16 protein-coding genes and 1 pseudogene are annotated in these 21620 nt (G+C 68.6%); 5 read left to right on the top strand and 12 right to left on the bottom strand.

The features are described from left to right. Positions 1-13 precede the first annotated feature (13 nt). The 5 genes from O7613_RS00715 to O7613_RS00695 all read right to left on the bottom strand — a co-directional run bounded on the left by O7613_RS00715 (position 14) and on the right by O7613_RS00695 (position 4245). Positions 14-967 carry a hypothetical protein gene (locus O7613_RS00715; RefSeq protein ID WP_282291446.1) on the bottom strand — a complete coding sequence of 318 codons (954 nt, stop codon included), beginning with the start codon at positions 965-967 and terminating at the stop codon, positions 14-16. Beyond that, entirely contained in the window at positions 964-2310 is a 1347-nt protein-coding gene (locus O7613_RS00710; RefSeq protein WP_281584724.1) for a hypothetical protein, read from the bottom strand. The genes O7613_RS00715 and O7613_RS00710 overlap by 4 nt, the downstream gene beginning before the upstream one ends. Beyond that, positions 2307-2615 (bottom strand): DUF6403 family protein, encoded by a 309-nt coding sequence (locus O7613_RS00705; RefSeq protein WP_282291444.1) that lies wholly within the window; start codon positions 2613-2615, stop codon positions 2307-2309. The genes O7613_RS00710 and O7613_RS00705 overlap by 4 nt, the downstream gene beginning before the upstream one ends. 56 nt (positions 2616-2671) lie before the next feature. Next, positions 2672-2878, bottom strand: coding sequence for a hypothetical protein (locus O7613_RS00700; protein ID WP_281584726.1), 207 nt, complete (start codon positions 2876-2878; stop codon positions 2672-2674). A 104-nt stretch (positions 2879-2982) separates the two neighbouring features. Beyond that, positions 2983-4245: an AAA family ATPase gene (locus O7613_RS00695; protein WP_282291441.1), complete on the bottom strand. Its 1263-nt coding sequence runs from the start codon at positions 4243-4245 to the stop codon at positions 2983-2985. 91 nt (positions 4246-4336) lie between these two features. Here O7613_RS00695 and O7613_RS00690 point away from each other — a divergent pair, with 91 nt between their 5' ends. Further along, positions 4337-4870: a flavoprotein gene (locus tag O7613_RS00690; protein ID WP_282291439.1), complete on the top strand. Its 534-nt coding sequence runs from the start codon at positions 4337-4339 to the stop codon at positions 4868-4870. Positions 4871-4900: 30 nt separating this feature from the next. Here the strand turns inward: O7613_RS00690 and O7613_RS00685 are convergent, their stop codons facing one another. The 3 genes from O7613_RS00685 to O7613_RS00675 all read right to left on the bottom strand — a co-directional run bounded on the left by O7613_RS00685 (position 4901) and on the right by O7613_RS00675 (position 7046). Continuing rightward, positions 4901-5515, bottom strand: a complete 615-nt coding sequence (locus tag O7613_RS00685; RefSeq protein WP_282291437.1) for a DUF6879 family protein — start codon at positions 5513-5515, stop codon at positions 4901-4903. Positions 5516-5696: 181 nt separating this feature from the next. Then, entirely contained in the window at positions 5697-6077 is a 381-nt protein-coding gene (locus tag O7613_RS00680; protein WP_282291436.1) for a hypothetical protein, read from the bottom strand. A 42-nt stretch (positions 6078-6119) separates the two neighbouring features. Next, positions 6120-7046, bottom strand: a complete 927-nt coding sequence (locus O7613_RS00675) for an S-4TM family putative pore-forming effector (protein ID WP_282291434.1) — start codon at positions 7044-7046, stop codon at positions 6120-6122. A 151-nt stretch (positions 7047-7197) separates the two neighbouring features. On the opposite strand from O7613_RS00675, the gene O7613_RS00670 reads away from it, so the two are divergent. Continuing rightward, positions 7198-9405 carry a hypothetical protein gene (locus tag O7613_RS00670; RefSeq protein ID WP_282291431.1) on the top strand — a complete coding sequence of 736 codons (2208 nt, stop codon included), beginning with the start codon at positions 7198-7200 and terminating at the stop codon, positions 9403-9405. Here O7613_RS00670 and O7613_RS00665 read toward each other — a convergent pair. The 3 genes from O7613_RS00665 to O7613_RS00650 form a co-directional block, all read right to left on the bottom strand. Then, positions 9389-9883 (bottom strand): hypothetical protein, encoded by a 495-nt coding sequence (locus tag O7613_RS00665; RefSeq protein WP_282291430.1) that lies wholly within the window; start codon positions 9881-9883, stop codon positions 9389-9391. The genes O7613_RS00670 and O7613_RS00665 overlap by 17 nt on opposite strands. 202 nt (positions 9884-10085) lie before the next feature. Then, on the bottom strand, positions 10086-11132 hold the full coding sequence (locus O7613_RS00660; protein WP_282291428.1) for an FAD-binding oxidoreductase: 1047 nt from the start codon (positions 11130-11132) through the stop codon (positions 10086-10088). A gap of 1363 nt (positions 11133-12495) precedes the next feature. After that, on the bottom strand, positions 12496-13614 hold the full coding sequence (locus tag O7613_RS00650) for an IS630 family transposase (protein ID WP_282291427.1): 1119 nt from the start codon (positions 13612-13614) through the stop codon (positions 12496-12498). A 97-nt stretch (positions 13615-13711) separates the two neighbouring features. On the opposite strand from O7613_RS00650, the pseudogene O7613_RS00645 reads away from it, so the two are divergent. Further along, a pseudogene (locus O7613_RS00645) lies at positions 13712-14122 on the top strand (XRE family transcriptional regulator); the annotation flags it as partial. Then, positions 14119-15018 carry an aminoglycoside phosphotransferase family protein gene (locus tag O7613_RS00640; RefSeq protein ID WP_282291425.1) on the top strand — a complete coding sequence of 300 codons (900 nt, stop codon included), beginning with the start codon at positions 14119-14121 and terminating at the stop codon, positions 15016-15018. The pseudogene O7613_RS00645 and the gene O7613_RS00640, both read left to right, overlap by 4 nt. Before the next feature lie 54 nt (positions 15019-15072). Here O7613_RS00640 and O7613_RS00635 read toward each other — a convergent pair whose 3' ends face one another. Further along, positions 15073-17598, bottom strand: a complete 2526-nt coding sequence (locus tag O7613_RS00635) for a hypothetical protein (RefSeq protein ID WP_282291423.1) — start codon at positions 17596-17598, stop codon at positions 15073-15075. 847 nt (positions 17599-18445) lie between these two features. Here O7613_RS00635 and O7613_RS00630 point away from each other — a divergent pair. Next, positions 18446-21520 (top strand): DEAD/DEAH box helicase, encoded by a 3075-nt coding sequence (locus O7613_RS00630; RefSeq protein WP_282291422.1) that lies wholly within the window; start codon positions 18446-18448, stop codon positions 21518-21520. Positions 21521-21620 lie beyond the last annotated feature (100 nt).

Below are 21620 nucleotides of genomic sequence, written 5' to 3'. Positions count from 1 at the left end.
CGGGGTCGGCGGGTCACCGCCGGCCCCGTTCGCGTGTCTTCGCCACCGTCCGGCCGGTCCGCTGGCGCGGCGCTCGCGCGGCCGGTGGCTCGGCGGCGAGGTCGGCGGCCCGCCGGCTCAACGTCTCGACCCGCTCGCGCAGCCGGCCCACGGCGTCGCCGTCGGACTCGGACACCTCGTCGAGCAGCCCGACGTAGTCGCCGGCCAGCCGCCGGTACGCCCGACCGCCCGGCCCGCCGGCCCGGTCGAGGTCGATGATCTGCTGGGCCAGGACGGCGGTGGCGGCACTCAGCGCGGCCCGCTCGTCGGCACGCGCGTCCCGCCCGGCCCGCCGCGCGTCGGCCAGCCGACCGGCTCGCCGGCCACCCAACCAGAGCGCCGCCGCGCCGGCCACCACGCCACCGATCGCGCCGCCGGCCAGCAGGTAGCGGGGCAGCGACGGGCTGATGGTCCGCCCGCCGTCGGGCATCAGGCCGGTGCGGACCAGCCGGTCGTAGTTGAGCACGATCACCTTGAGCGCCTCGACCGGCCGGTCCACGAACGCGTCCGCCCCCTGGCTGATCACGGTCTCCGCCACCATCGAGCGGCCGATGTCACGCGGGCCGTCGCCGCCGACGCGGGAGCAGCCGTACGTGTCCCAGTCGTCGTCGTCGCGGCTCATCGCCAGCACCAGCGTGCCCCCGGTGGCGCGCTCGGTGTCGTCGCAGACCTCGCGCAGGTCGGCCCCCGGCGCCATCATCAGCACCACCAGCCGCCGGTTGCCGATGACCCGTTCGGCGGCGGCCCGGTCCACGTCGACGCCGGGCGCCGCGTAGACCGACGAGGCGCGCACCTGCCGGGCGACCGGCCCGTCGAAGAGGCCACCGGACCAGAGCGCCCAACCGGCCAGCACCAGGCAGGCGAGCACCGCCCGACCGAACGCGCTGCCGACCAGCCGGCCGAGCAGCCGGCGCGCGACCGCGGTCATGACAGCCTCCCCCGCAGGTAGACGTCCGGCCGGTAGCCGGGCATCCGCACGTCCCGGGCCACCTGGTCCAGTTCGGCCTCCGCGCCGGCGAGCAGCCCGCGTACGTGCTTGTCGGGCAGCCCGTCGTCGAACGCGGACCGGGCGGACCGCAGCCGGCCGACGCCCCGCACCAGCGCCGGGTCGGTACGCGCGTCGGTGAGCAGGGACAACTCCACGGCCAGCGCGGAGAGCCCGGCCAGTCGGGCCGGGGTGCCGCCCGGCCCGACATCGCCCGGTCGGCCCCGGCCGGCGCCGCGCACGGTGCGGATCGACAGCACCACGAACCCGGCCACGCAGCCGGCGAAGAGCCACGGCAGCGCCGGCAGCGCCACCCGCAGCGGATCCAACGGCCGGTACGGCAGCGGCCTGTCGAACAGCCCCGCGTACCGCACGTCGGTGACCCGGGCCAGGTACGCGCCGAGCACATTGAGCTGCGGATAGTCGTATCGGCTGAGCCGGCCGGCGTACTGCGCGTAGAAACTCGCGCCGGCCACCTCGGCGAACTCCGCCGCGCCCGGGCCGTGGTATTCGATCCAGCCGCCGTACATCACCACGAGCGGCCGGTCCGGGGCGAGCCGGTGCAGCGCCGGCCCGTACGCGGGCAACGGCGCCCCGTACGGCTGGATCGGGAGCGCCACGAACCAGGCGTCGCCGGGGAAGGCTTCCTTCGCGGTCTTCTCCGGCAGCCGGGGCAGCGTCGCGCCGGGAGCGGCGTACCGGCCGGTGGCGCGCAGCGCGGCGGTCACCGGGGCCAACTCGGCGGCGGTGGGGTCCCGCCAGCGCAGGTCGTCGCGGTCCGGCGGGGTCGGCTGCTTGTGCAACGCGGCGAGCAGCGTGACTATCTGGCTGGTGACGTCGCCGGTGGCGAACTGTGACCGCCAGCTCGGCAGGTCGTCCGACGTGGCCAGGTAGAGACCGCCGCTGACCTCGGTGCCGACGATCCGGATCTCGGCGTTCTCCACGTCCTTCACCCGCCGGCGTTCCGCCTCGTCCAGCCCCGGCGGGGCGACCAGGATCCGGGTGTCGCCGACCGCCGCCCGGACCCGCGCCTCGTCCCAGCGCGCGACCGCGCCGGGCAGGCGGACCACCGGATCGGCGGCCACCATCGCGGTCATCTCCGCCACCGACGGCACGGTGGCGTCGCTCAACTCCCCGGCGGAACCCTCCGCGGGCAGCGAGGCGGTCGACGGCGACTGCCCGTAGCTGACCTCGACGCTCTGCCGCTGCGCCACCAAAAACACCACGAGCACGACCGCCGCGACGACGAGCAGCGACCAGCGCAGCACCTCCAGGCGTACCCTCACCGGCCGGCCCGCCACAGGTCGTCGGCGCGGCGGGCGTGCTCGGCCGCCTCCCGCGCCGCGTCCGCGCCGCCGCCACGCGCGGCGGCGAGCATCTCGGCGCGGGCCAGCAGCCGCTCCGCCTCGGGCACCGGCGCGGTCGCCGCGTCCCGGCTGACGGCGGCGTCGTCGATCGCCGCCCGCGCCGACGACCAGGCGACCCGCCGGCTCCGGTCCCGGGCCCGGCGCCGGGGCAGCAGCGTGGCGAGGAACCCGGCGGCCACCGCCACCACGGCCCCACCCAGCCAGGTCAGCACACTCGCGGTCATGATCCCTGTCTAACGCACCGCCGCCAGCCGCGCCCGTCGGGGTGCGACCCGCCGGCCTACGACGACGAGTAGCCCTCCTGGAAGCCCTCCATGAACCCCCCGGCGAACCCGGAGACCACGCACCCGGCACAGCACAGGATCACCAGCAGCGCCGGCACCGCGACCCAGAGGACCGTCGACCAGTTGATCCCGTCCTCCTCTGGCTGCGGCGGGTAGTACGCGGCATACGGCGGCTGCTGTTGGTACGGGTCGTAAGGATGCACCCGGCCATCCTGCCCACCGCCCGCCCCCGCCGGAAGATCCGAACGGACCGCCCGGCCGGCCCGCCCGTCGCTTCCGACCCGTGCGCGTACCCAGGTGTCCGTACTCAGACCCGGTGCGCGTCCAGGTGGGTGAGCACCGTCTGGTTGGCCTCCCAGCCGTCCGGGAACTTCACCGGCACGTCCAGGTGCACACGCTCGGTCGACGGGTAGGCGTCGAGCAGCTCACCGATGCCGGCCCGGGCCACCACCACGCAGGCGTGCCGGTGCCGGGACGCCAACACGCACAGCCGCCCCGACTCCAGGTGGAACGCGGTCGCGTCGCGCCGCCCGGAGAGCGGGTGCAGCACGATCGTCACGTCGTACTCCCGGCCCTGGAGGCGGTTGGCGGTGTCCACGGTGATGCCCGCGCCGGCCGCGCCCAGCCGGGACCGGATGGCCGCGACCTGGTCGCGGTGCGCGGCCCCGACGGCGATCCGGTCCGCGGTCACCGGCGCGCCGCCGGGCGCGGCCTCGCTGACCGCTACCGCGCCGCGCCGCAACACCCGCAACGCCAGCTCCGCGCAGGCCGCGGCGGCTTCCGCGTCGGTACGCACGGTGTGCCGCGCGGGCAGCTCGTGCAACGCCCAGCCGGTGGCGGCGGCCAGCTCGACCGAGGCGTCGTAGCCGTCACCCGGGCCGGTCTCGGTGAACGTCAACGCCCGGTCGGCCGGCCCGGTGCCGGCGCGGAACCCGGTGAACGGGTAGAACGCGGCGGAGACCACCGGGGCGGCGGAGGCGGGCAGCCGCCACGACACCGGCAGCCGGTGCACCGGCAACTCCGGGTTGTGCCGCAGCAGCGTGGCCACCGCCGACTGCATCGGATCCCAGGTCAGGCCGGTCCAGCGGGCGGTCTCGACGGTGGAGAACGGATCGAGCTGCCCCGGGTCGCCGACGAACAGCGCCCGCTCGAACCGCCCGGCCACGCGCAGCAGCGCGTCCGCGCGCATCTGGTACGCCTCGTCCACGATCGCCCACGGCCAGCTCCCCTCGGTGACCGTGGCCCACTTCGCCGCCGTACCGATGGTGACCGCCGGCCCGCCCAGGTCGGCGACCTTCGCCGCGACCCGGACCGCCGGGTGGTTCCGCACCCGCCCGGTGGGCTGGTAGTCGGTCGCGGAGAGCCGGCCGACGCGCAGCTCCGGCGCCTTCCGGCCGAGCCGGTCGATCAGGTCGTCCACCTGCTCGTTGGTCTGCGCCACGATCATCAGCGGCGCACCGGTGGCGGCGGTCTCCACGGCGGCGCGCACCACGAGGGTGCTCTTGCCGGCGCCGGGCGGCGAGTCGACCACCACCCCCCGGTGCGCACCCTCGCGCACATCGCGCAGCACACTCTCCACCACGTGCAAGGCGGGGGCCCTTCTTAACGCATTCGGTATAGGCGGGGCCCCTTCTTAACACGCGCCGGGTAAGACTGCGGGCATGAGTGATGAAGCGCCGGTGCTCTACCTCATCGTCTGTGCCGCTCCCCCGGCCCAGCGGATCGGCGAACTCGCCGAGCTGCTGGCGGCCGACGGCTGGCGGGTCTGCCTGATCGCCACCCCGACCGCCGCGAGCTGGCTCGACCGCGACGCGCTCGCCGACCAGACCGGTCATCAGGTACGGGTCGAGTGGCGTCGCCCCGGCGACCCCGAGCCACACCCGCCGGCCGACGCCGCCGCGGTCGTGCCGGCCACCTTCAACACGCTCAACAAGTGGGCCGCGGGGGCGAGCGACACGCTGGCCCTGGGCATCCTCAACGAGCTGCTCGGCACCGGGCTGCCGGTCCACGTGTTTCCCCGGGTCAAGGCCGCGCTGGCCGCGCATCCCGCCTATGCGCCGAACCTGCGGTTGTTGCGAGAGGCGGGGGTGGTGGTGCACGACGGGGAGGTGCTGCGGGCGCCGGACGAGATGACGCCGAGCCGGTGGGCGGCGGTGGTCGACGCGCTGCGAGAGGCGCGCCCGCAGCAGCGTTAGCGGGCTTGCGCCACCCCGCCATGGCGCTGATTACTGGTGCACGGCCGCAGGCGTTCTGCCGTCGACCTCCCGGCGGAAGAAAGAGTCGAACGGCTCGGCGCGGTCGAGCAACGCGCGGACCTGTGCCCGGCAGACTTCGACGATCTCGGGTTCGACGATTTTCTCCGCGCCGACCGGAACCCCCGCGTCGTCGTAACGAACGTCGTAGACGGCGCGGCTGCCGGCCACCATCAGCTCCGGAACCCGGCCATGATCCGCCTCAAGGTCTGACACGGCTTCCACGTCGAGCACGCCGATCCGCTCCCCCGCCTCGGCGCGGAAGCGGAGGAAGTTCAGCTCCCAGATCAGGTACGGCGTGAGGGGCAGCTCCACGATCCGCAGGCGGTGCAGCCCGGACCTCATCCCGTCGAGGCGGGCGAAGAACTGCGCCAGCTCGGGGTTGGGCTCGGCGGCGATCCGCAACGCCTCGTCCCAGCGGCCAGCGGCGAACGCCTCCCAGCTCGGGCTGCCCGGCTCGCGGAACGTCTGAAGCCGTTCGGTCTTGAGGATCACGCCGTCCACGGTCTCCACCGTGGCGTAGAAGTCGGCCTCGTACTCGGGCAGGCTCAGTGGTCGCGCGGACGCCGTCCGCAGGAGGTCACGCATCCGGGATGTCCAGCTCGGCGGCGGACCGCCCGAGCCGCCGGGCGAATGTCGCGGCCGGTTCCGCTTGCCATCGACCAGCCATCACCAACTCCTCAGAGTCACGGATCGAGCACTCAGAATAGCCAGTGCTCGACCGCCGACCCCCTCAGTCTTTCGTGAACTGAAGTAGATCTCCGATCAGTCAGCGCGACCTCGGCACCTGGCGGTTGAAGCGGGGACGTAACGCCAGCACCAGCGCCTCCTTCGTACCCTCGGGATTGTCGCTCTCCTGCCAGCGGACCTCGCACCGCCCCAGCCAGCCGGCGATGTCGTCGCGGGTCGCGGCCCGGCCCGGCGTGTCGAGGAGCTGGCCGACCTGCTCGTGCAGCACCGACGAGTCGCGGTTGCCGGTGAGGTGCTGCCGCAGGCGGGCGCGCAGGTTGCCGGTGTAGCCGACGTAGGCGACCACGCCGCCGTCGAGCACCAGGTGCACGCCGGGCGCGGCGGGCGCGCCCAGGACGACATCCTTCGTGTACGGCTGGGCCGGCGTGAATCCGGCCAGCAGGTCTTCGGTGTGCGGCACCCGAGGGACGGTACCGGCGACCGGCGTGTGATGCGGTCCCGTTCACCCGTCGAGTCGGGTTGCGGGCGCCGGCGCGACGAGCACCTGGCCGAGTCCGGCCATGGTGGACTGGAAGTCGACCCGGTCGGCGGCGTGGAATCGGCGGAAGACCCAGTTCGGCACGCGGGGCTGGGTGCAGCGGGTGCGGAGGAGCAGGTCCTGCACCTGCCGGGCCACGGTGAGCAGGTCACCGGCGCGCGCGGAGGGGTTGCGGGCGGCCGAGGTGACGTGACCCTGCGCGATGGTCATGGCCCGGTCGCGTTCGGCGGCGACGTCGCGCTGCCCCCGGTAGATCTCGACGCCGAGCAGCAGCGCGCCGAGCGACGGCACGAACCAGGCGAGCAGCAGGTGTGCCACGGTCAGGTCGGCCAGCACCCCGTAGACGACGCCGGTCGCCGCCCAGGCCGCCACGACGGCGAGCACGGTGTGGGCGTAGCGGCGGCGCAGCCGGGCACCCCAGCCGAGGCTCTGCTGCTGGCAGGCGAGCACGTCGTAGGGCGCGGGCAGGTCGGGGATCTCGTAGTAGTCACGTAGGTAGCGCTCGGTGCCCCGGAACGCGCGGTCGAGCCGGCTGATCTCGGGGGCGGTGACCCGTTCCCCGGCTGCCACCTCGTTCCACGGCAGGCCGAAGAGATCAACGTCGAACATCTCCTGGATGGTGGCGGCCCGTCGGAGCTGTCCACGTGACCAGGAGGCGAGCCCGAGCGCGTTGGTCACGGCCCACAGCGCGCCGAGCGCGGTGACGACTGTGGTCGACACGCCGGTGAAGGCGACTGTCGCGCCGGCGCCGGCGATTCCGGCGGAGACCGACGTGCGCAGCCCGTCGAGGCGTTGGGCCCGGGAGTAACAGACCGACATGGCCCGGAGCATCGACATCATGCCCGGCTCGGTCTGACGTCGCCTGAGCAGGGAATCAGTCCGGTCCGTCACGTCACTCTCCCGACCCAGGTCACCCCTCGGCAGTCGTTACCCTACCGATGATAGTCATTTGTGCCAATGAACCAGTTAGCAGCCGCTTCGCGGGACTTAGTGTAGTTTGAGCCGACACTCAACCCTCATCTCAGAAGGCTCAACGACCACGATGGACGAAGGTCTCGACGTCGCGCCGACATCATTGCCGCAGGACCCGCGCGTGCGGGCGGCGCTACGGGAACTGGCGGCGGACGAAGGCGGCGTCGCCGCTGTGCTGCCGCACGCGGCGCCCCTGCGCGGCTACACCGACGCCTACCTGTTTCCGATCAGCCTGGCGAGGCCGACCGGCCAGGGACGCACCGGAGATCACAAGAAAATGGTCAAGGTGCACCCGGCGGACGCGGATGGTCCGCCGGAGTCGGACCGGCACGCCCTGGCGAAGCGGGAAGGCGGCGGCTTCGCCGAACGGCACATGGTCGGGCGGCACGTCGGATGGCATCCGGTCGGCGACGGTCGTCACCTCTCCTTCCAGGACGTCGCCAACGGCGGTGACCGGGCGACCCCGATGGACCGGATCGAGGACGACGATGTCCTCGTCGAGGCCCTCGGCAAGGTGGTCAGCTCCCTGCACCTGGACTGGAACCGTCCCGCGGGAGACCACGGACCGTCCACCGACGTCACCACCGTGCGCGCGTACGTCCGTCGGGAGTTGACGGCGGCGAAGGCGCTGGGGGCGGTCCGGTCGGCCGTGGACCGGCTCGGGTTCGGCGACCTGGACCGGGACTGGCTGGAGATCGACGGCGAGATGCTGCCGAATCCGTTGCGGCTGGCCGAGCCGGGCGGGCTCTTCGGCGACCTGTCCATCCGCTACCTCCGGGGTTTCGCCCACGGCGACCTGCATGGTGGCAACGTGCTGATCCCGGAGTCCGTCGACGGTGGGCTCCACCCGGGCCGGTTCGTCCTCGTCGACCTGGAGTCGTACGAGAGTCGCGCCTCGCTGACCCGCGACCCGGTCGTCCTGCTCCTGTCGCTGCTTCTTCCCTCGGTGGCGCCGCGGCGCGACCCGGACGGACAGTGGCCGTCCGGTCTGCCGCGTAAGCAGGCGGACGCTCTCCTGCGATATCTGGTCCGGCCGGATCCGCGCACGCCGAGCCAACTGCCGGGGGCACTGGCCGATCTCGTACGGCTCACCTACGAGGCCGGGACGGCGTACGCCGAGCGGAGCGGCTGGCGAGCGGAGTGGCGCACGCAGTACCGGCTGTCGCTGGCCGTCCACGCGCTCGTCGCCATCACGTACGACAACCTGGGGCCGGCGGGCCCGTCGTGGTGCCTGCGGCTGGCCGCGTCCGCGTTGGACGCCCACCGCGCGGAGCATCACCCGACGCTGACGCCGCCGGCCGCAACTGTCGACGCGCCCCGGCCGCCGGTCGCAACTGTCGATGCGCCCCGGCCGCCGGACGTGGCCTGGCCGCGGGTCGACGGGCCGGACTATCACCTGCCTCCGGGCCCGGGACACACGCCGGGTACGCGGGCACGGCACCGGGCCAGGATCGGTGGCAGGCGTCGGATCATGGTCTACGTCGCGTTGGTCGTGCTCGGCGGTTGCCTCGTGCCGTACGTGGCGGCGGAGGGCTCGTCGGACCGGAACGTCACCCCGCCGGCGCTCCCGTCCGTTCGGACCGAGACGCCGCCGACGAGCCGTGGCGACGAGCGTGTCCCGCCGTCGTTCGCGCCGGTGAGCCCGGGCCGGTACGCCTTCACCTGCCTGCGGGTGTGGTCCCCGGACGACCTGAGGCCCCATTCGGACGGGCTGGACCGGTTTCGGGAGGAGCGGCTCTGGTGGACCCGGGAGAGGACCGGCCGGCGTACCGTCCAGGTCGTCGACCACGGCCGTCGGTCACGGCCGAAGGTCTCCACGCTCGGCCGCGGCGAGCTGACCGGCGCGCCACCGGCGCCGTCGGAGCACCTGGCCAGGCTGCGTGCGCAGGTCGCCGAACTGTTGGAGCGGAAGCCGCCGGAGCTGCGCAACGCGGCCGGCACGCTGGAACTGGTCGCCGAGATGCACCAGTTCTGGCCCCTGTCCCGGGCGCAGCGGGAGGCGCTGCGGTGGCTGCTCGCCGAGACCGAGGGCATCATCGACGGTGGCAGCTACCCCGACCGGGCCGGCCGGGACGGGCACGCGCTCAGCGCCGACAACGGCGAGGGCCAGCGGGAGACGCTCCAGTTCGACGAGCGGACCGGCCGGTTGCTCAGCCACGAGAAGATCGGCGCCGGCGACGAGACGCTCGCCTACTACCTGTTCGTGGACAGCCGGTGGACCGACACCATCGTCGACAGTCCGTGCGCCGACCCGAAGCCGGCTAACAGGGACGGTTGACGTAGTTGGCCCAGTCCCGGTCGGGCCCGGCGTCGGCGAGCACCCGGCTGCGGGCACTGACCGTGAACAACGCGGTCTGGTTGTAGTAGAACGTGACCGATCCGCTGGGAATGTTGTAGTGCGCGGACGCCACCCGGAACTGCCACTGCCAGGTGGCGAGGTTCTGCCGGCCGCAGTCGGAGAGCTTGCCCCGGGGATAGCCGAAGTCCGGCCGGTCGTAGAAGCAGTACCAGCCCAGCGGGCAGTCGGCCGTCGCGTAGGTGCCGGCGGGCGCGCGCAGCGTGACCAGGAGCGCCCCGTCGCCGTAGCTGATCTCGTTGGCGCCGACCGGCACGCCGCCCGGGTGGGCCGCGAGGTAGTCGGTCATCTCGCGGTTCGCGGCGGCGACCCCCGGCGTGGGAAAGCCACCGAGGGGAGCGATCACGACGCCGCCGAGGACGGCGGCCAACACCATTCGGTACGCGGAAAGAAAAGCCATTCCACAACCCCCGCAGGAAATAGATGAATCCCTCTATCGAGCCAGAATAGGGAGGCGTCTTCCCTGATCACCAGCCCCGGGGTGGGTGCACCCTGTCGCCATGCCGATATGTGTCCCGCGCCCGCACAATCGGTGGAACTTCCAATCAGGACGCTGTCCTGGTGCAGTTGCGGAATGCATTTTCGTCGCTGCGGTCCGACCCTCAGCGGCACCCGAGCGTGGGCAGGTGCAAACGGTCGGCGGGCACGCCGGCGATCGGCAACCAGCGCCGGGCGGCGGCGAGCATGGCCGGCGGCCCGCACACGTACACGTGCTGTTCGGGACGGTGGTGGTAGGCGGCCAGGTCGAGCGCGGTGCCCCGCTCCCCCGGCTCGGCCTCCGGGTCGGCGGAGAACGCCGGCACGATGGTCAGCCAGTCGTGGGCCTGTTGCAGCATGTCCAGCGCGATCGCGTCGTACAGGTCGGCGAACGTGCGCGAGCCGACGATCAGCGTGACCCGTCGGCGGTGCGCGGTGGCGGCGACCTGTTCCACCAGGGCGCGCAGCGGCGCCAACCCGGTGCCGCCGGCCACCAGCAGCACATCGTCGGCGCCGTCGACCAACTCCAGGCCGGAGTCGGTGGGCGGCCCGAGGTGGAGCAGCTCGCCGGGGCGTACCTCATGGACCAGACCGCCGGACACGGACCCGCCGGCCAGCGCGCGGACGTGGAACTCGACGGTGCCGTTCGCACGCGGCGCGTTGGCCGGCGACAGCCACCGCCACCGCCCCGGCCGGCGCGGCGTGCACACCGGCACCGCCTGCCCGGCCCGGAACGGCAGGCGCCGCCACGGCCGTACCGTCAGCGCCGCGACGCCGTCGACGTCGCGGTCGTGGCCGATCACCTCGGCCGCCCACCAGGCCGGGCCGTCACCCACCCGGGCCGCGGTCCGCTCGACCAGCCGCCAGGCCCGCCGCCAGCGCACGCCGGGCGAGGCCAGCAACGCGGCGCCGATGGCCGCCGCGTGCCAGGACCGCAACCCAAAGCTGCGGTACGCGGACCCGAGCGCCCGCAGCAACGCCGAGCGCCCGGCGTGGTCGTCGCCGCCGTCGAGCAGCCGGAGCAGGGAGGCGTGCAGCAGCGGGACGTCCCGTTCCGGCAGCAACCCCGGGCAGCGGTCCTCCACCGCCGCCCGGAACCGGTCGGCCGCCTCGTCGGTCGTGTGTCGCGTCTCGGTGGTCGGCGTGCGTTCGTCGGCGGGTACGGCGGGCATCGGTGGGCGCCTCCGGGGCGGGTGTCGTGGAGTGGCGCCGGGGCGGGCGGGGTCGGCGGGCCGCCACTGTCGGGGGACGCGGCACCACCGGAGCCCAGCACCCGCCCCGGACCATACGCCGACTGTCGACCTTGGTGGCCGGTGGCCGTATGTCCTCGTGATCGTCGACGGCATGCACGCTCGGTATGCGGGCGGTTACCGTCACGCTCGGCGGCGTCGGTATGCGTGACATGCATACCGACACGCCACGGAACGGTTTGAATGGTTAGGCTCGATTTCGGACACAGCCACCCGCGTGGAGCGAGGTTGCCGGTGACACACGCGAACTGTCCCCACTGCGGCGGACGCCTGGCCCGCGACAACGACAGCGGCCGGTGCGCGCCCTGCCAGGCCGCCGAACGCGATCGACTCAGCGTGCCGCCGGTGGTGCCGGAGTCGTTCTGGGAGCACGAGCCGGTGCGGATGGCGCTGGTCGGACGGCACCTGGGGCGGGTGATCCGGGCGTACCGGAATCACCCGTACCACGGACGGAGCCCGCTGCCGCAGAGCGTGGTGGCGGGGTGGTTGGGGATCACGCAGGCGCAGTTGAGCCGGATCGAGAACGGGCCGGCGCTTGTGCACCTGGACCGGCTGGCGCACTGGGCGACACTGCTCCGGATTCCACCGGCACGTCTCTGGTTCGCCAGTGGTCCACACATCGTGGTTGACACCTCGGCCCATTCGAGTCTCGTGGGGCCGGACGGGGGCAGGCGAGCACTGCTGGCTGGCATCGCCGCTGTGGCGGCGGGTGCCGGGCTGGTTGGCGTAACTGGCGATGTCCAACCTCGTCGAATCGGTAGTGCCGACGTGGCGCGAGTGAACGCCGTGCTGGACCTATACAGAACGGTGGACCGTGAGAGTGGTGGCGGTCTGCTCTATCGGGAGATCGCGCGGTTCGCGGAGTCGGTGTACCGCATGCTCGGCTGGTCCCACCCGGCCGGCTTGACACCCGGCCTGGTGGCTGCGGTGGCGGCCTCTCGTCAGTTGGCTGGCTGGACCGCGCTCGATGCGGGCCGGCACTCGGACGCTCAGCGGCACTTTGTTGCCGCTGAGCGGGCTGCGATAACCGTTGACGACGGACCACTGGCCGCGCTGATCCGCTACTCGCAGGCCAAGCAGTTGCAGCACCTGCGACACAATCGGGACGCCCTGGCGACCCTACAACTGGCACAGGCCCAACTTGGGCCACGCGCTACGCCAGCGATCAGTGCTCTGCTCTGCGGCGCGGAGGCCGCGTCGGTCGCCGCGCTCGGGGACCATCAGGGCGCTTTGGGCACCCTCGGCCGGGCTAGTGCCTTGACCACGAAGGTTCGCGGTGTTGGGGTCAGGCTGCGCGGACGGCGGGTTGGCCCCAGCGTCGTTGGCGTTCGCTGCGGATGCGGGCGCGTTCTCGACGTTGGGCGACGAGGACATCGGGGTGGCGGGCGTTGGTGTTGCGCCAGCGCAGGTAGGCCTGCAACCGCCGAGTCAGGGCGGGGTGGTTGGGGTGGTTCGAGCCGGCGATGACGAAGGTGCGCAGCGGCCCGAACTGGGCCTCGATCGGGTTGGCCCAGGAGGCGTAGGTCGGGGTAAAGCAGAGTTCGACCTTGTTCCGGGCCGCCCACGTGCGGATCTTGAGGCCTTTGTGCGCGGACAGGTTGTCCAAGATCACGTAGATCGGTGCCCCGTCCGGGCGGGCAGCGCGGATCGACTTGAGCGCGGCCAGAGTGTTCGCGGCGCTCTTGCGGCGGCGCACGACGCCCCAGAGTTGGTCGTCGCCGACGGAGTAGCAGCCGTGGAACTGCCGGACGCCGTGCAGCTTGTGGTAGTTCGCGGGCAGCCGGTGCGGATGGCCCGCGGGCGCCCACCCGGTGCCGGCCTGTGGGCGGATCACGAGGGGGCCGAACTCGTCGAAGGCGAACACCCGCTGCGGGAAGTGGGCACTGACGTACTCGATCCGGGCGAGTTTGGCATCGCGCTGCGGGTCGTTGGACTCCTTCCACGTCTTGGTCCGCTGGAAGCTGATCCGGTGTCGGTGCAGGATCTGCCGTAGCCGTTCCCGCCCCACCCGGACTCGCCGAGTCGAGTGCACGCGCAGGTGGTCGGCGAGCTTGCGGATGCTCCACCGAGTGAACGGCCGCCCCAGCTTTTCGGGGCGGGTGTTGGCCGTCTCGACGATGAGCTGCTCTTCGTCAGGACTGATCTGGCGGGGACGGCCACCCGCCCACTGAGGGTCCAGGCTGGCCATCCCCATCTCGTTGAACCGATGGATGACCTGCCGGATCGTGTCCTCATCGGCCTGGACCAGGCGGGCGATCGCCGGCACCGTGTTCCCGCCGGCCGAGGCGAGCACGACCATCGCCCGTCGCAGTCGGATCGCCGAGCCGGTTCCCCGGCGAGTGATCCTGAGCAGCTGCTGGCCTTCCTGATCACTCAGCCGCCGCACACGTACAAGTTCTGCCACCGCCACAGCCTGACCGGCATAACGCCGCCCGGCCGACAGGCCGGACGGCGTGTCAACCGACACCCTGAACGTTCGTGGCCACGGCACTAGTGAACAGTTCGAGCGCATCGAACCCGCGCGGGAACCAGCGTGGTTGGCGTTTTACGACCGTGGCGAGCTTCTTGCCCAATACGGTCGCGTGTACCGCGACATCGCTCGTCAGGCCGGCACACATGCCGAACAGGCCGTGCAGAGCGTGGAGGGTGCAATCGCCGCCCTCGGTCCGGCAAACGTGCGAAGCATGGTGCTCAACGAGATCGGACTGTGTAGCGCCCTCTTCCTTGCCGATGAGCCCGAGCGGGCCGTCGCCGTCGGTGCGCGCGTAGTCGAGCAGTCCGGAGTGCTGACCTCGCGCCGCGTGATCGACCGAGTCGTCAATCTGCGCCGTGACCTCAAACAGCATCGCCGGCTTTCTGCGGTTGCCGAGTTTGAGCACGTACTCAAAGCACGGGCTGCGGCAACGGTATGAGCGGACGCTTCTCGCAAGAGGCGATGACCAAGGCGATGCGCGAGATCACGGCCGGTCTTGGCGTACCAGCCGATGATGCTCGGCTGCTGCACTTGACGAACAATGCCGTGTTTGCCCTACCGAGCTCCAGCCTTGTCATCCGAATCGCCCGCACACATCGCCTACGAGACCGCGTCGCGAAGGTCGTGCGGCTCGCCCGGTGGTTTGCCGAGATCGACGCGCCAACGATCCGGCTGGCCCCGGAGATCGAGCAACCAGTCGAAGTCGGTGAACTGGTTGCCACTGTGTGGACCTACGTCCCACCATGCCAACCAGCCCCAACGGCGAGAGACCTGGGTTCGGCCTTGAGGGAGTTCCACGCTCTCGGCACGCCACCGTTCGCCCTGCCGGAATGGGACCCGGTCGGTGACGCGCGGCGGCGGCTGTCGGATGCTGATGGGCTGAGTCCTGCGGACCACGACTACCTCGTGGCGTGGTGTGACCGCTTGGAACCGCAGGTCGCCGCCCTCAACCAACGTTCAAAACAGGTACTGGTCCACGGAGATGCCCACGTCGGCAACCTGTTGCGGGGCCCGATGGGCCGGGTAACGTTTTGCGACTTCGATGCCACCTGCATCGGCCCATGGCAGGTTGATCTGGCGGCGGTCGCAGTGGGCGCGGCACGCTTCGGGACCAGCGAGGCGCATGGCCAACTCGCAAAGGCCTACGGAGTCGACGTAATCTCCGATGAGGGCTGGACAGTGCTTCGCGAGGCACGGGAGTTAAAGATGATCATCGCTGCCGTGCCCCTGCTGATGACGTCACAGACGCTTGCCGAAGAATTTCGTAGGAGGTTAGAGTCCATCCGGACGCAAGCGAAAGAGAAGGCCTGGAAACCATTCAGTGAGCTATCCTGAGGCCTGCCCGGAACAAAACAGGCGCCCTTAGACGGTGCACTCTACTTATGACCCCTATTCAGACAGCCAACCCGAATCTTCAACTACGCGCAGAGATACCCAATTCGCTCGAACGCGGTCGGTCGCACGAGCATCCTCTACCGTGAAGCGGACGAATTGTCCTGCAAGGGTGTACCTTTGGTCCCGCTCAGGCAACCCCTCAATAACCGTAGCGGGGAAGAATACATTACTCGGATAGTCGGCATGCTCGATAAATCCGTACGTCTGCTTCCATTGGCAGACTTTCCCTATCCTAACTGAATCCACATCAGGGCTAGTTGGCTTACCGCCGTCGATATGAACCATCAGCGGCTCGCATACGATGCGGAGTTGTGTTGTCAATGCACTGCTTCGGTAGAGCTTACCCACATAACCTGGAAAGTACTTCCAGGGGGCCGTTTCGCAGAATACCACTTTCTGAGACGAGACCGTTCCAAGCACCTCCTTAAGTTGCCGCTCGTAGTCGTTGACCGAGACCCCACTGGCAGTCACCGACTTAATAAACATTGCCGCGCTCTCTAAAACAGCGGCCGCAAGCCTCAGATCAACCACGCCGGACCTAAGCTCGCGAATCCCTAGACTAAACCCTGCGTATGATTTATTGGCCGCGTCTGCGAACTGTCGATGATGATCCATCAGGAACTCAGCCCACCTGCGCCAGGACTCGACCAAAGCTGTAAGAGTAATTAGTCGACTGCGCCCAGTCGCAAGTTCAAGCGCGGATTCGAGGTGCTCTTGCCCCTCTTGGAACCTCCGGGACCAAACAAAGATTACTCCTAACTGTTGACCCGTGTCCGAAGAACCAAAGTGCTCATGGGCCCTTTTGGCGAATTCAAGCGCCTGATCGGGATCATGCGCCTTCCGGGCGAGGTGACCGGCAAAAAAGTGCGACACTATCGCGCGAGATTCCTCGTTCTCTGCCCTACGCAAGGCCGAACGATACATTGCTGTTGCTTGGTCGACCTGTCCACGAGCTGAATGAATAAATGCCTCCACCCGGTCCACCTCCCAATACTCAGGGTTTAGAGTACGAGCTCTATCGAGGTGTTCCAACGCTTGTTCAATATTTCCGCGCCGAGACGCAAAGAGAGCAAGGCGCAATAGGTGAGCCGTCGGGGCGTCGAGGCTGGAGCGTACCCGCACTACATTAGGAGCCAGTTGCCGTGTTTGCTCATCGGCCCTACGGAGCTCTTCGGACTTACGAAAATCGGCCTCCTGTTTGGCCGTCCGGTCGAGCAACTCTCCGTTGGGGGGATTGATCTTTCGCAGAAACTGCCGCGCCGCCTCTGTTAGTCGCACACGCGATACGAGCGGATTCTCAATATCCGACTCAAGTGAAACCATCGAACCGCTTAGCAAATATTGAACCGCACGTCGAAGTCTGTCTGGGCTAATTTCCGCAAAAACCACCAGCTCGTCATATGTGGCACTTCTATCTAAAGCGAATAGCATTGCGAGCACAATTTTTGGGTCCTCAGCGAGTGAGCGATATACAGATTCGACGCAAAAAGCGAGAAGCTCTTCTTGATTGGCGAGAGCTTCAAGAGGCTGACGGCCAACTTCAACTGATAACACATACCATCTGATCGCAAGAGGGCTGTAACGAAGTCTAGAGACTACTTCGGCCACCGTCTCTGTGGAAAGTACAGCTAGTCGATCCACTCCTCTTGAGCGCGAGAAGTTCCGAAACAGCATCTCGGCGTCTCGACCCTGCAAGGGCTCAAGTGGTATGCGTCTTTCAAACTGACCTACGCCGATCCGGCTAGTGAAGAGATAGGTCACACTCTCAGGAAGAGAGTCATATAGAGCAACGACTTCAGAACCGCTGACCGTTTCCAAATTGTCGATTATGAGGAGAGTGTCGATACCATCGAGTGCACTGGCGAGCTCTCGAATGCCACCCGTAAAACTTTCGTCAATCGCAGTACCTAAGCTCTGCGCAGCTCCCGTAACATCCCGCGCTGCTCCAGCAATTTGTACTACACCATCTGCGGTTAACCTTTCTGTCTTTAGAGAGGTCCAGAGTATACACTCGTAGGGTGAATCGGTATGGTCCAGGATGCTGTATGCGACTTCAAGGGCGACAGCAGTCTTTCCGATTCCCCCTTCGCCTACGATCGTCGTTATCGGCTCCCGACGCCGGAGCAGAAGTTTGATTATTTTCTGACAATCAGAATTTCTTCCCACAAGTCCCGTTTCGTCATACTCGGGGAGCGGAAGATTGTGGAGAACCTTCTCCGAGCTTTTACTAGTCAGCGAGAATGAAGGCTCCCAGTGTGGGTCGGCCGCAAGATGGTCTAGCGTCTCTTTTGTTGACTGCCAATATCGAGTAACAAACAGCCGACAGATACTTACCGCCCGCTCTGCATCTCCCGGAGAGAGCGGGCGCGAATGCATTACCCGGTTTCGAATTCCGACCAAGTCAGACAAGTTTCTTACATTTCCTCTAAGCTCCCTGCCGAGTTCCGCTGGAAGGGAATCTCGATGTTGGTTCAGCAGGTCATACGCTTCCTGCAGATGGAGGAACTCCACGATCGACATGGTGGATTCCGCATCTCCGGAATCCCGACGTGCTGCAACCCTCTCGAACGCCGCGCCCAGGGCAGCCTCTTCAGAATTGTGGTCTAAAACGTAATTTACTATATTGCGTCTCAAGTCACTTTCGAAGGAATCTATGAGAATGTACAAGCGAGATCTCGTCATGCGAGTGTGCATGTCAAGAGGCTGCTTCTCGCCAGTATCAGTATTCACGATCGGACTCCCACCCACGCTAATATCTATTCAATTTGACGTCGACCAAGTGGCGGATAGCACGCTTTGCAAGGTTTAGGTCAATCTCATCTCCTCATTTTGCGAGACGCGGGAATTCTGCCTGAGAAGACCGTTTCCGGTTGAAGGTTCTAAGCAAGCTACAAGAATTTCCGCCGCAGCCGCGCAGAGTGGAGGCACCCAAAGTGGAATGAAGTCGTACGCGAGGAACCAACACTCGCTTCACCTCCCACAGGTTGTCCTGACCTTACCTCAGAGGGTCCTGCTGGCGGGACCTGGATCTTAGAATGCACAATGTCTACCCGCGACATTTGCCAATGCCTCGCTACCTACCGTAGAAGCCCTCAAGCGAGCGTTGCACCCAGGCTGCCCGTTTCTGCTGGTAAGCGGCAGGGCATGACGCGGTTCAACCATGAATGACCGTCGTATCGCCATCAATCACCTAAGGAGCAAGGGACTTTTTAGTGTCGGGTTATTGACATAATATGAGCCTCGGTCGAATGAGCTCCCCAAAGGAGAGAGTCAACTGAAGCAACGCATAGCTGCACATTGACTCCGAAACGGACATTTGCCATATGCCTCTGCTACCCACTCTCGCATTACTTGGTAGCTTGGCTCAGTGAGGAAGCTTAAGCATGGCATTTACGAAAGCCTTATAACGCATCATCTCTCCGAATGGCTCCAGGGCGTTGACCGCTCGCTCGTCCAGGACGAGAAGCTCGACCCGGCCGACTCGCACGACGTACTCGCCCGCCACCTCGCCGCCCTCGCGCGACGTGCGCTACTCGCCGTCGGCGGCGGGGAGAGCAAGCTCGCCCGGCAGGTGGACCTGGCGAACCGCATCGCCGCGCACATCGCGCAGGCCGAGCCTCGTGCCGTCAGCACCGACGACCAGGTGGCCGACGCTCAACGCCTGCTGCACGCCATCGCCGCCCCACCCATCCCGCCGGCCACGCCGGTCTTCCCGATCCGCCCCTCCACGCCGCTGTCCACCGGCGCGCTGCTCGTCAACGGCCGGCACCAACCGCGGATCGGGCACGAGGTCAGCCACGAGATGGCCTCGGCGGACGCGGTCGACCTGCTCTGCGCCTTCATCAAATGGCACGGGCTGCGCATCATCGAGCCGGCGATCACCGATCTCATCGCCCGGGGTGGCCGCGTCCGGGTCATCACCACCACGTACATGGGTGCCACCGACCAGCGAGCGCTCGATCGGCTCGCCGAGCTGGGCGCCGAGGTCAAGGTGTCCTACGAGACGCGGACCACCCGCCTGCACGCCAAGGCGTGGCTGTTCCGACGCGACAACGGCACCACCACCGCGTACGTCGGCTCGTCCAACCTGTCGAAGGCCGCGCTCGTCGACGGCGTGGAGTGGAACGTACGCATCTCGAACCTGGAGCAGCCGCACGTCATCGACACCTTCGAGGCGACGTTCGCCGACTACTGGCACGACTCGGCGTTCGAGACGTACGACCCGGCCAGGGATGCCGAGCGGCTGCGCGTCGCGCTGCGCGGGGAGCGCGCCGACGAGGCACCAACCGAGATCGCGAACCTGGACGTCCGGCCGTTCCCGTACCAGCAGGAGATCTTGAACGACCTCGACGCCGAGCGGGTGGTCCACGGGCGCTGGCGGAACCTGGTGGTGATGGCGACCGGCACCGGCAAGACGGTGGTGGCGGCGTTGGACTACCGCCGGCTTCAGCGGGACGGGCACGTCGACTCGCTGCTCTTCGTCGCGCACCAGGAGCAGATCCTGCGGCAGAGCCGATCCGTGTTCCGTCAGGTCGTGGGTGACGGCAGCTTCGGCGACATGCTGGTCGGCGGCGAGCGGCCACGGCAGGCACGGCACATCTTCGCCTCGATCCAGTCGCTGCACCGGCAGGAGATCGACCCCGAGGCGTACGACATGGTGATCGTCGACGAGTTCCACCACGCCGAGGCACCCACGTACACGCGGCTGCTGGAGCGGCTTCGGCCGCGCGTACTCCTGGGATTGACGGCGACCCCCGACCGGAGCGACGGCGGCAACGTGCGCCGGTGGTTCGACGGTCGCGCGTCGGTGGAGCTGCACCTGTGGGAGGCGTTGGAGCGGCAGTTGTTGGCGCCGTTCCAATATTTCGGGCTGCACGACGAGGTGGATCTGACGCGGGTGCGGTGGAAGCGCGGGCAGGGCTACGACAAGGCCGATCTCGACGGCGTCTACACCGGCAACCACGCCCGGGCGCGGCTCATCCTGCAAGCGGTCCACCGGATCGCCGACGTGGGGCGGATGCGGGCGCTCGGCTTCTGCGTCAGCATCGGGCACGCCGAGTTCATGGCCGACTGGTTCACCAGGCACGGCGTACCGGCGGCGGCGGTGACATCGACGCGCGATCGCGGCGAACGACACACGCTTATCGACCGGTTCCGTAAGCGTGAGCTGCGGGTGCTGTTCACGGTCGACCTGTTCAACGAGGGCGTCGACCTGCCGATGGTCGACACGATCCTGATGCTGCGGCCCACCGAGAGCGCCACGATCTTCCTTCAACAGCTCGGCCGCGGGCTGCGGCTGGACGACGACAAGCCGTGCCTGACCGTGCTCGACTTCATCGGCGGCCAGCACGCCAACTTCCGCTTCGACATGCGGTGGCGGGCGCTGGCCGGGGTGAGCCGGCGGGCCGTCGAGGCGGCCGTACGCGAGGACTTCCCGTCGCTGCCGAGCGGTTGCCACATCGAGCTGGACCGGGTGGCGAAGGAGATCGTGCTCGCCAACCTGAAATCGGCGCTGCCGACGTCGAAGAACGCGCTGGCGGCGGAGCTGCGGCAGCTCGGTGATGTGAGCCTGTCCGACTTCCTGCGGGAAACCGGCCTGGAGATCGAGGACGTGTACCGGTCGTCTGCTGTTGGCGGCTGGGCGGGACTGCGCCGCCTCGCCGGTCTCGATCCTGCACTTGGCGGCCCGGATGATCGTGACCTCGGTCGGGCCATCGGTCGGATGCTGCACGTGGACGACGTCGATCGGCTGGACCTCGTCTGCCAGGTGGCAGCGGGTCAATCGCCCGCTGGTGGGCGGCTGTTGGACATGCTGCACTTCAGCCTCTGGGGGCCGGCGGTGCCGTTGGCCGAGCGCGATGCGCGGCTCAAGCGGCTGTGGGCGGAGCCGGCGCGCTGCGCGGAGCTGCGGCAGGTCGCGGCTGTGCTGCGCGATCGGATTCATCGGGTTACCGAGCGGCCGGCTGCGGAGCGGGTGCCGCTGCGGGTGCACGCACGCTACAGCCGGAACGAGGCGTGCGCTGCTTTCGGCATGGCGAATCCGGGTTCGCTGCGTGAGGGGGTGAAGTGGTTGCCTGCGGAAAAGGCCGATCTCTTCTTCGTCACGCTTGTGAAGTCGGCGGAGCACTACTCCCCGACCACGATGTACGCGGACCGGGCCATCACCGAGCGGCTGTTCCAGTGGGAGTCACAGAGCACGACCTCGGCGGGTTCGGCGACCGGGCGGCGGTATGTCAACCACGTCGCGCAGGGGTCGACGGTGCACCTGTTCGTGCGGGAGACCCGGGTCAGTGACCGCGACCTGGGCGCGCCGCCGTACCTGTACGCCGGGCCGATGACGTACCAGGAGCACAGTGGCGACCGGCCGATGCGGATTCTCTGGGAGCTGGGGCATGCGCTGCCTGCTGACACGTACGCCGCCGCCCGGACAATCGCGGCGTAAACAGATGACAGGGGCCGGCGAGCCATTACCCCGGTCGTTGATCGAGCTGACACAATCGCCAAGTTGTCAGCCGGTAGGAGGCGGCGTGGGCTTCGACTCA

The sequence above is a fragment of the Micromonospora sp. WMMD975 genome (assembly GCF_029581215.1).
Lineage (GTDB): Bacteria > Actinomycetota > Actinomycetes > Mycobacteriales > Micromonosporaceae > Micromonospora.
The sequence above is the reverse complement of the archived record's forward strand: the minus strand, read 5'-3'. Positions and strand labels throughout refer to the sequence as shown.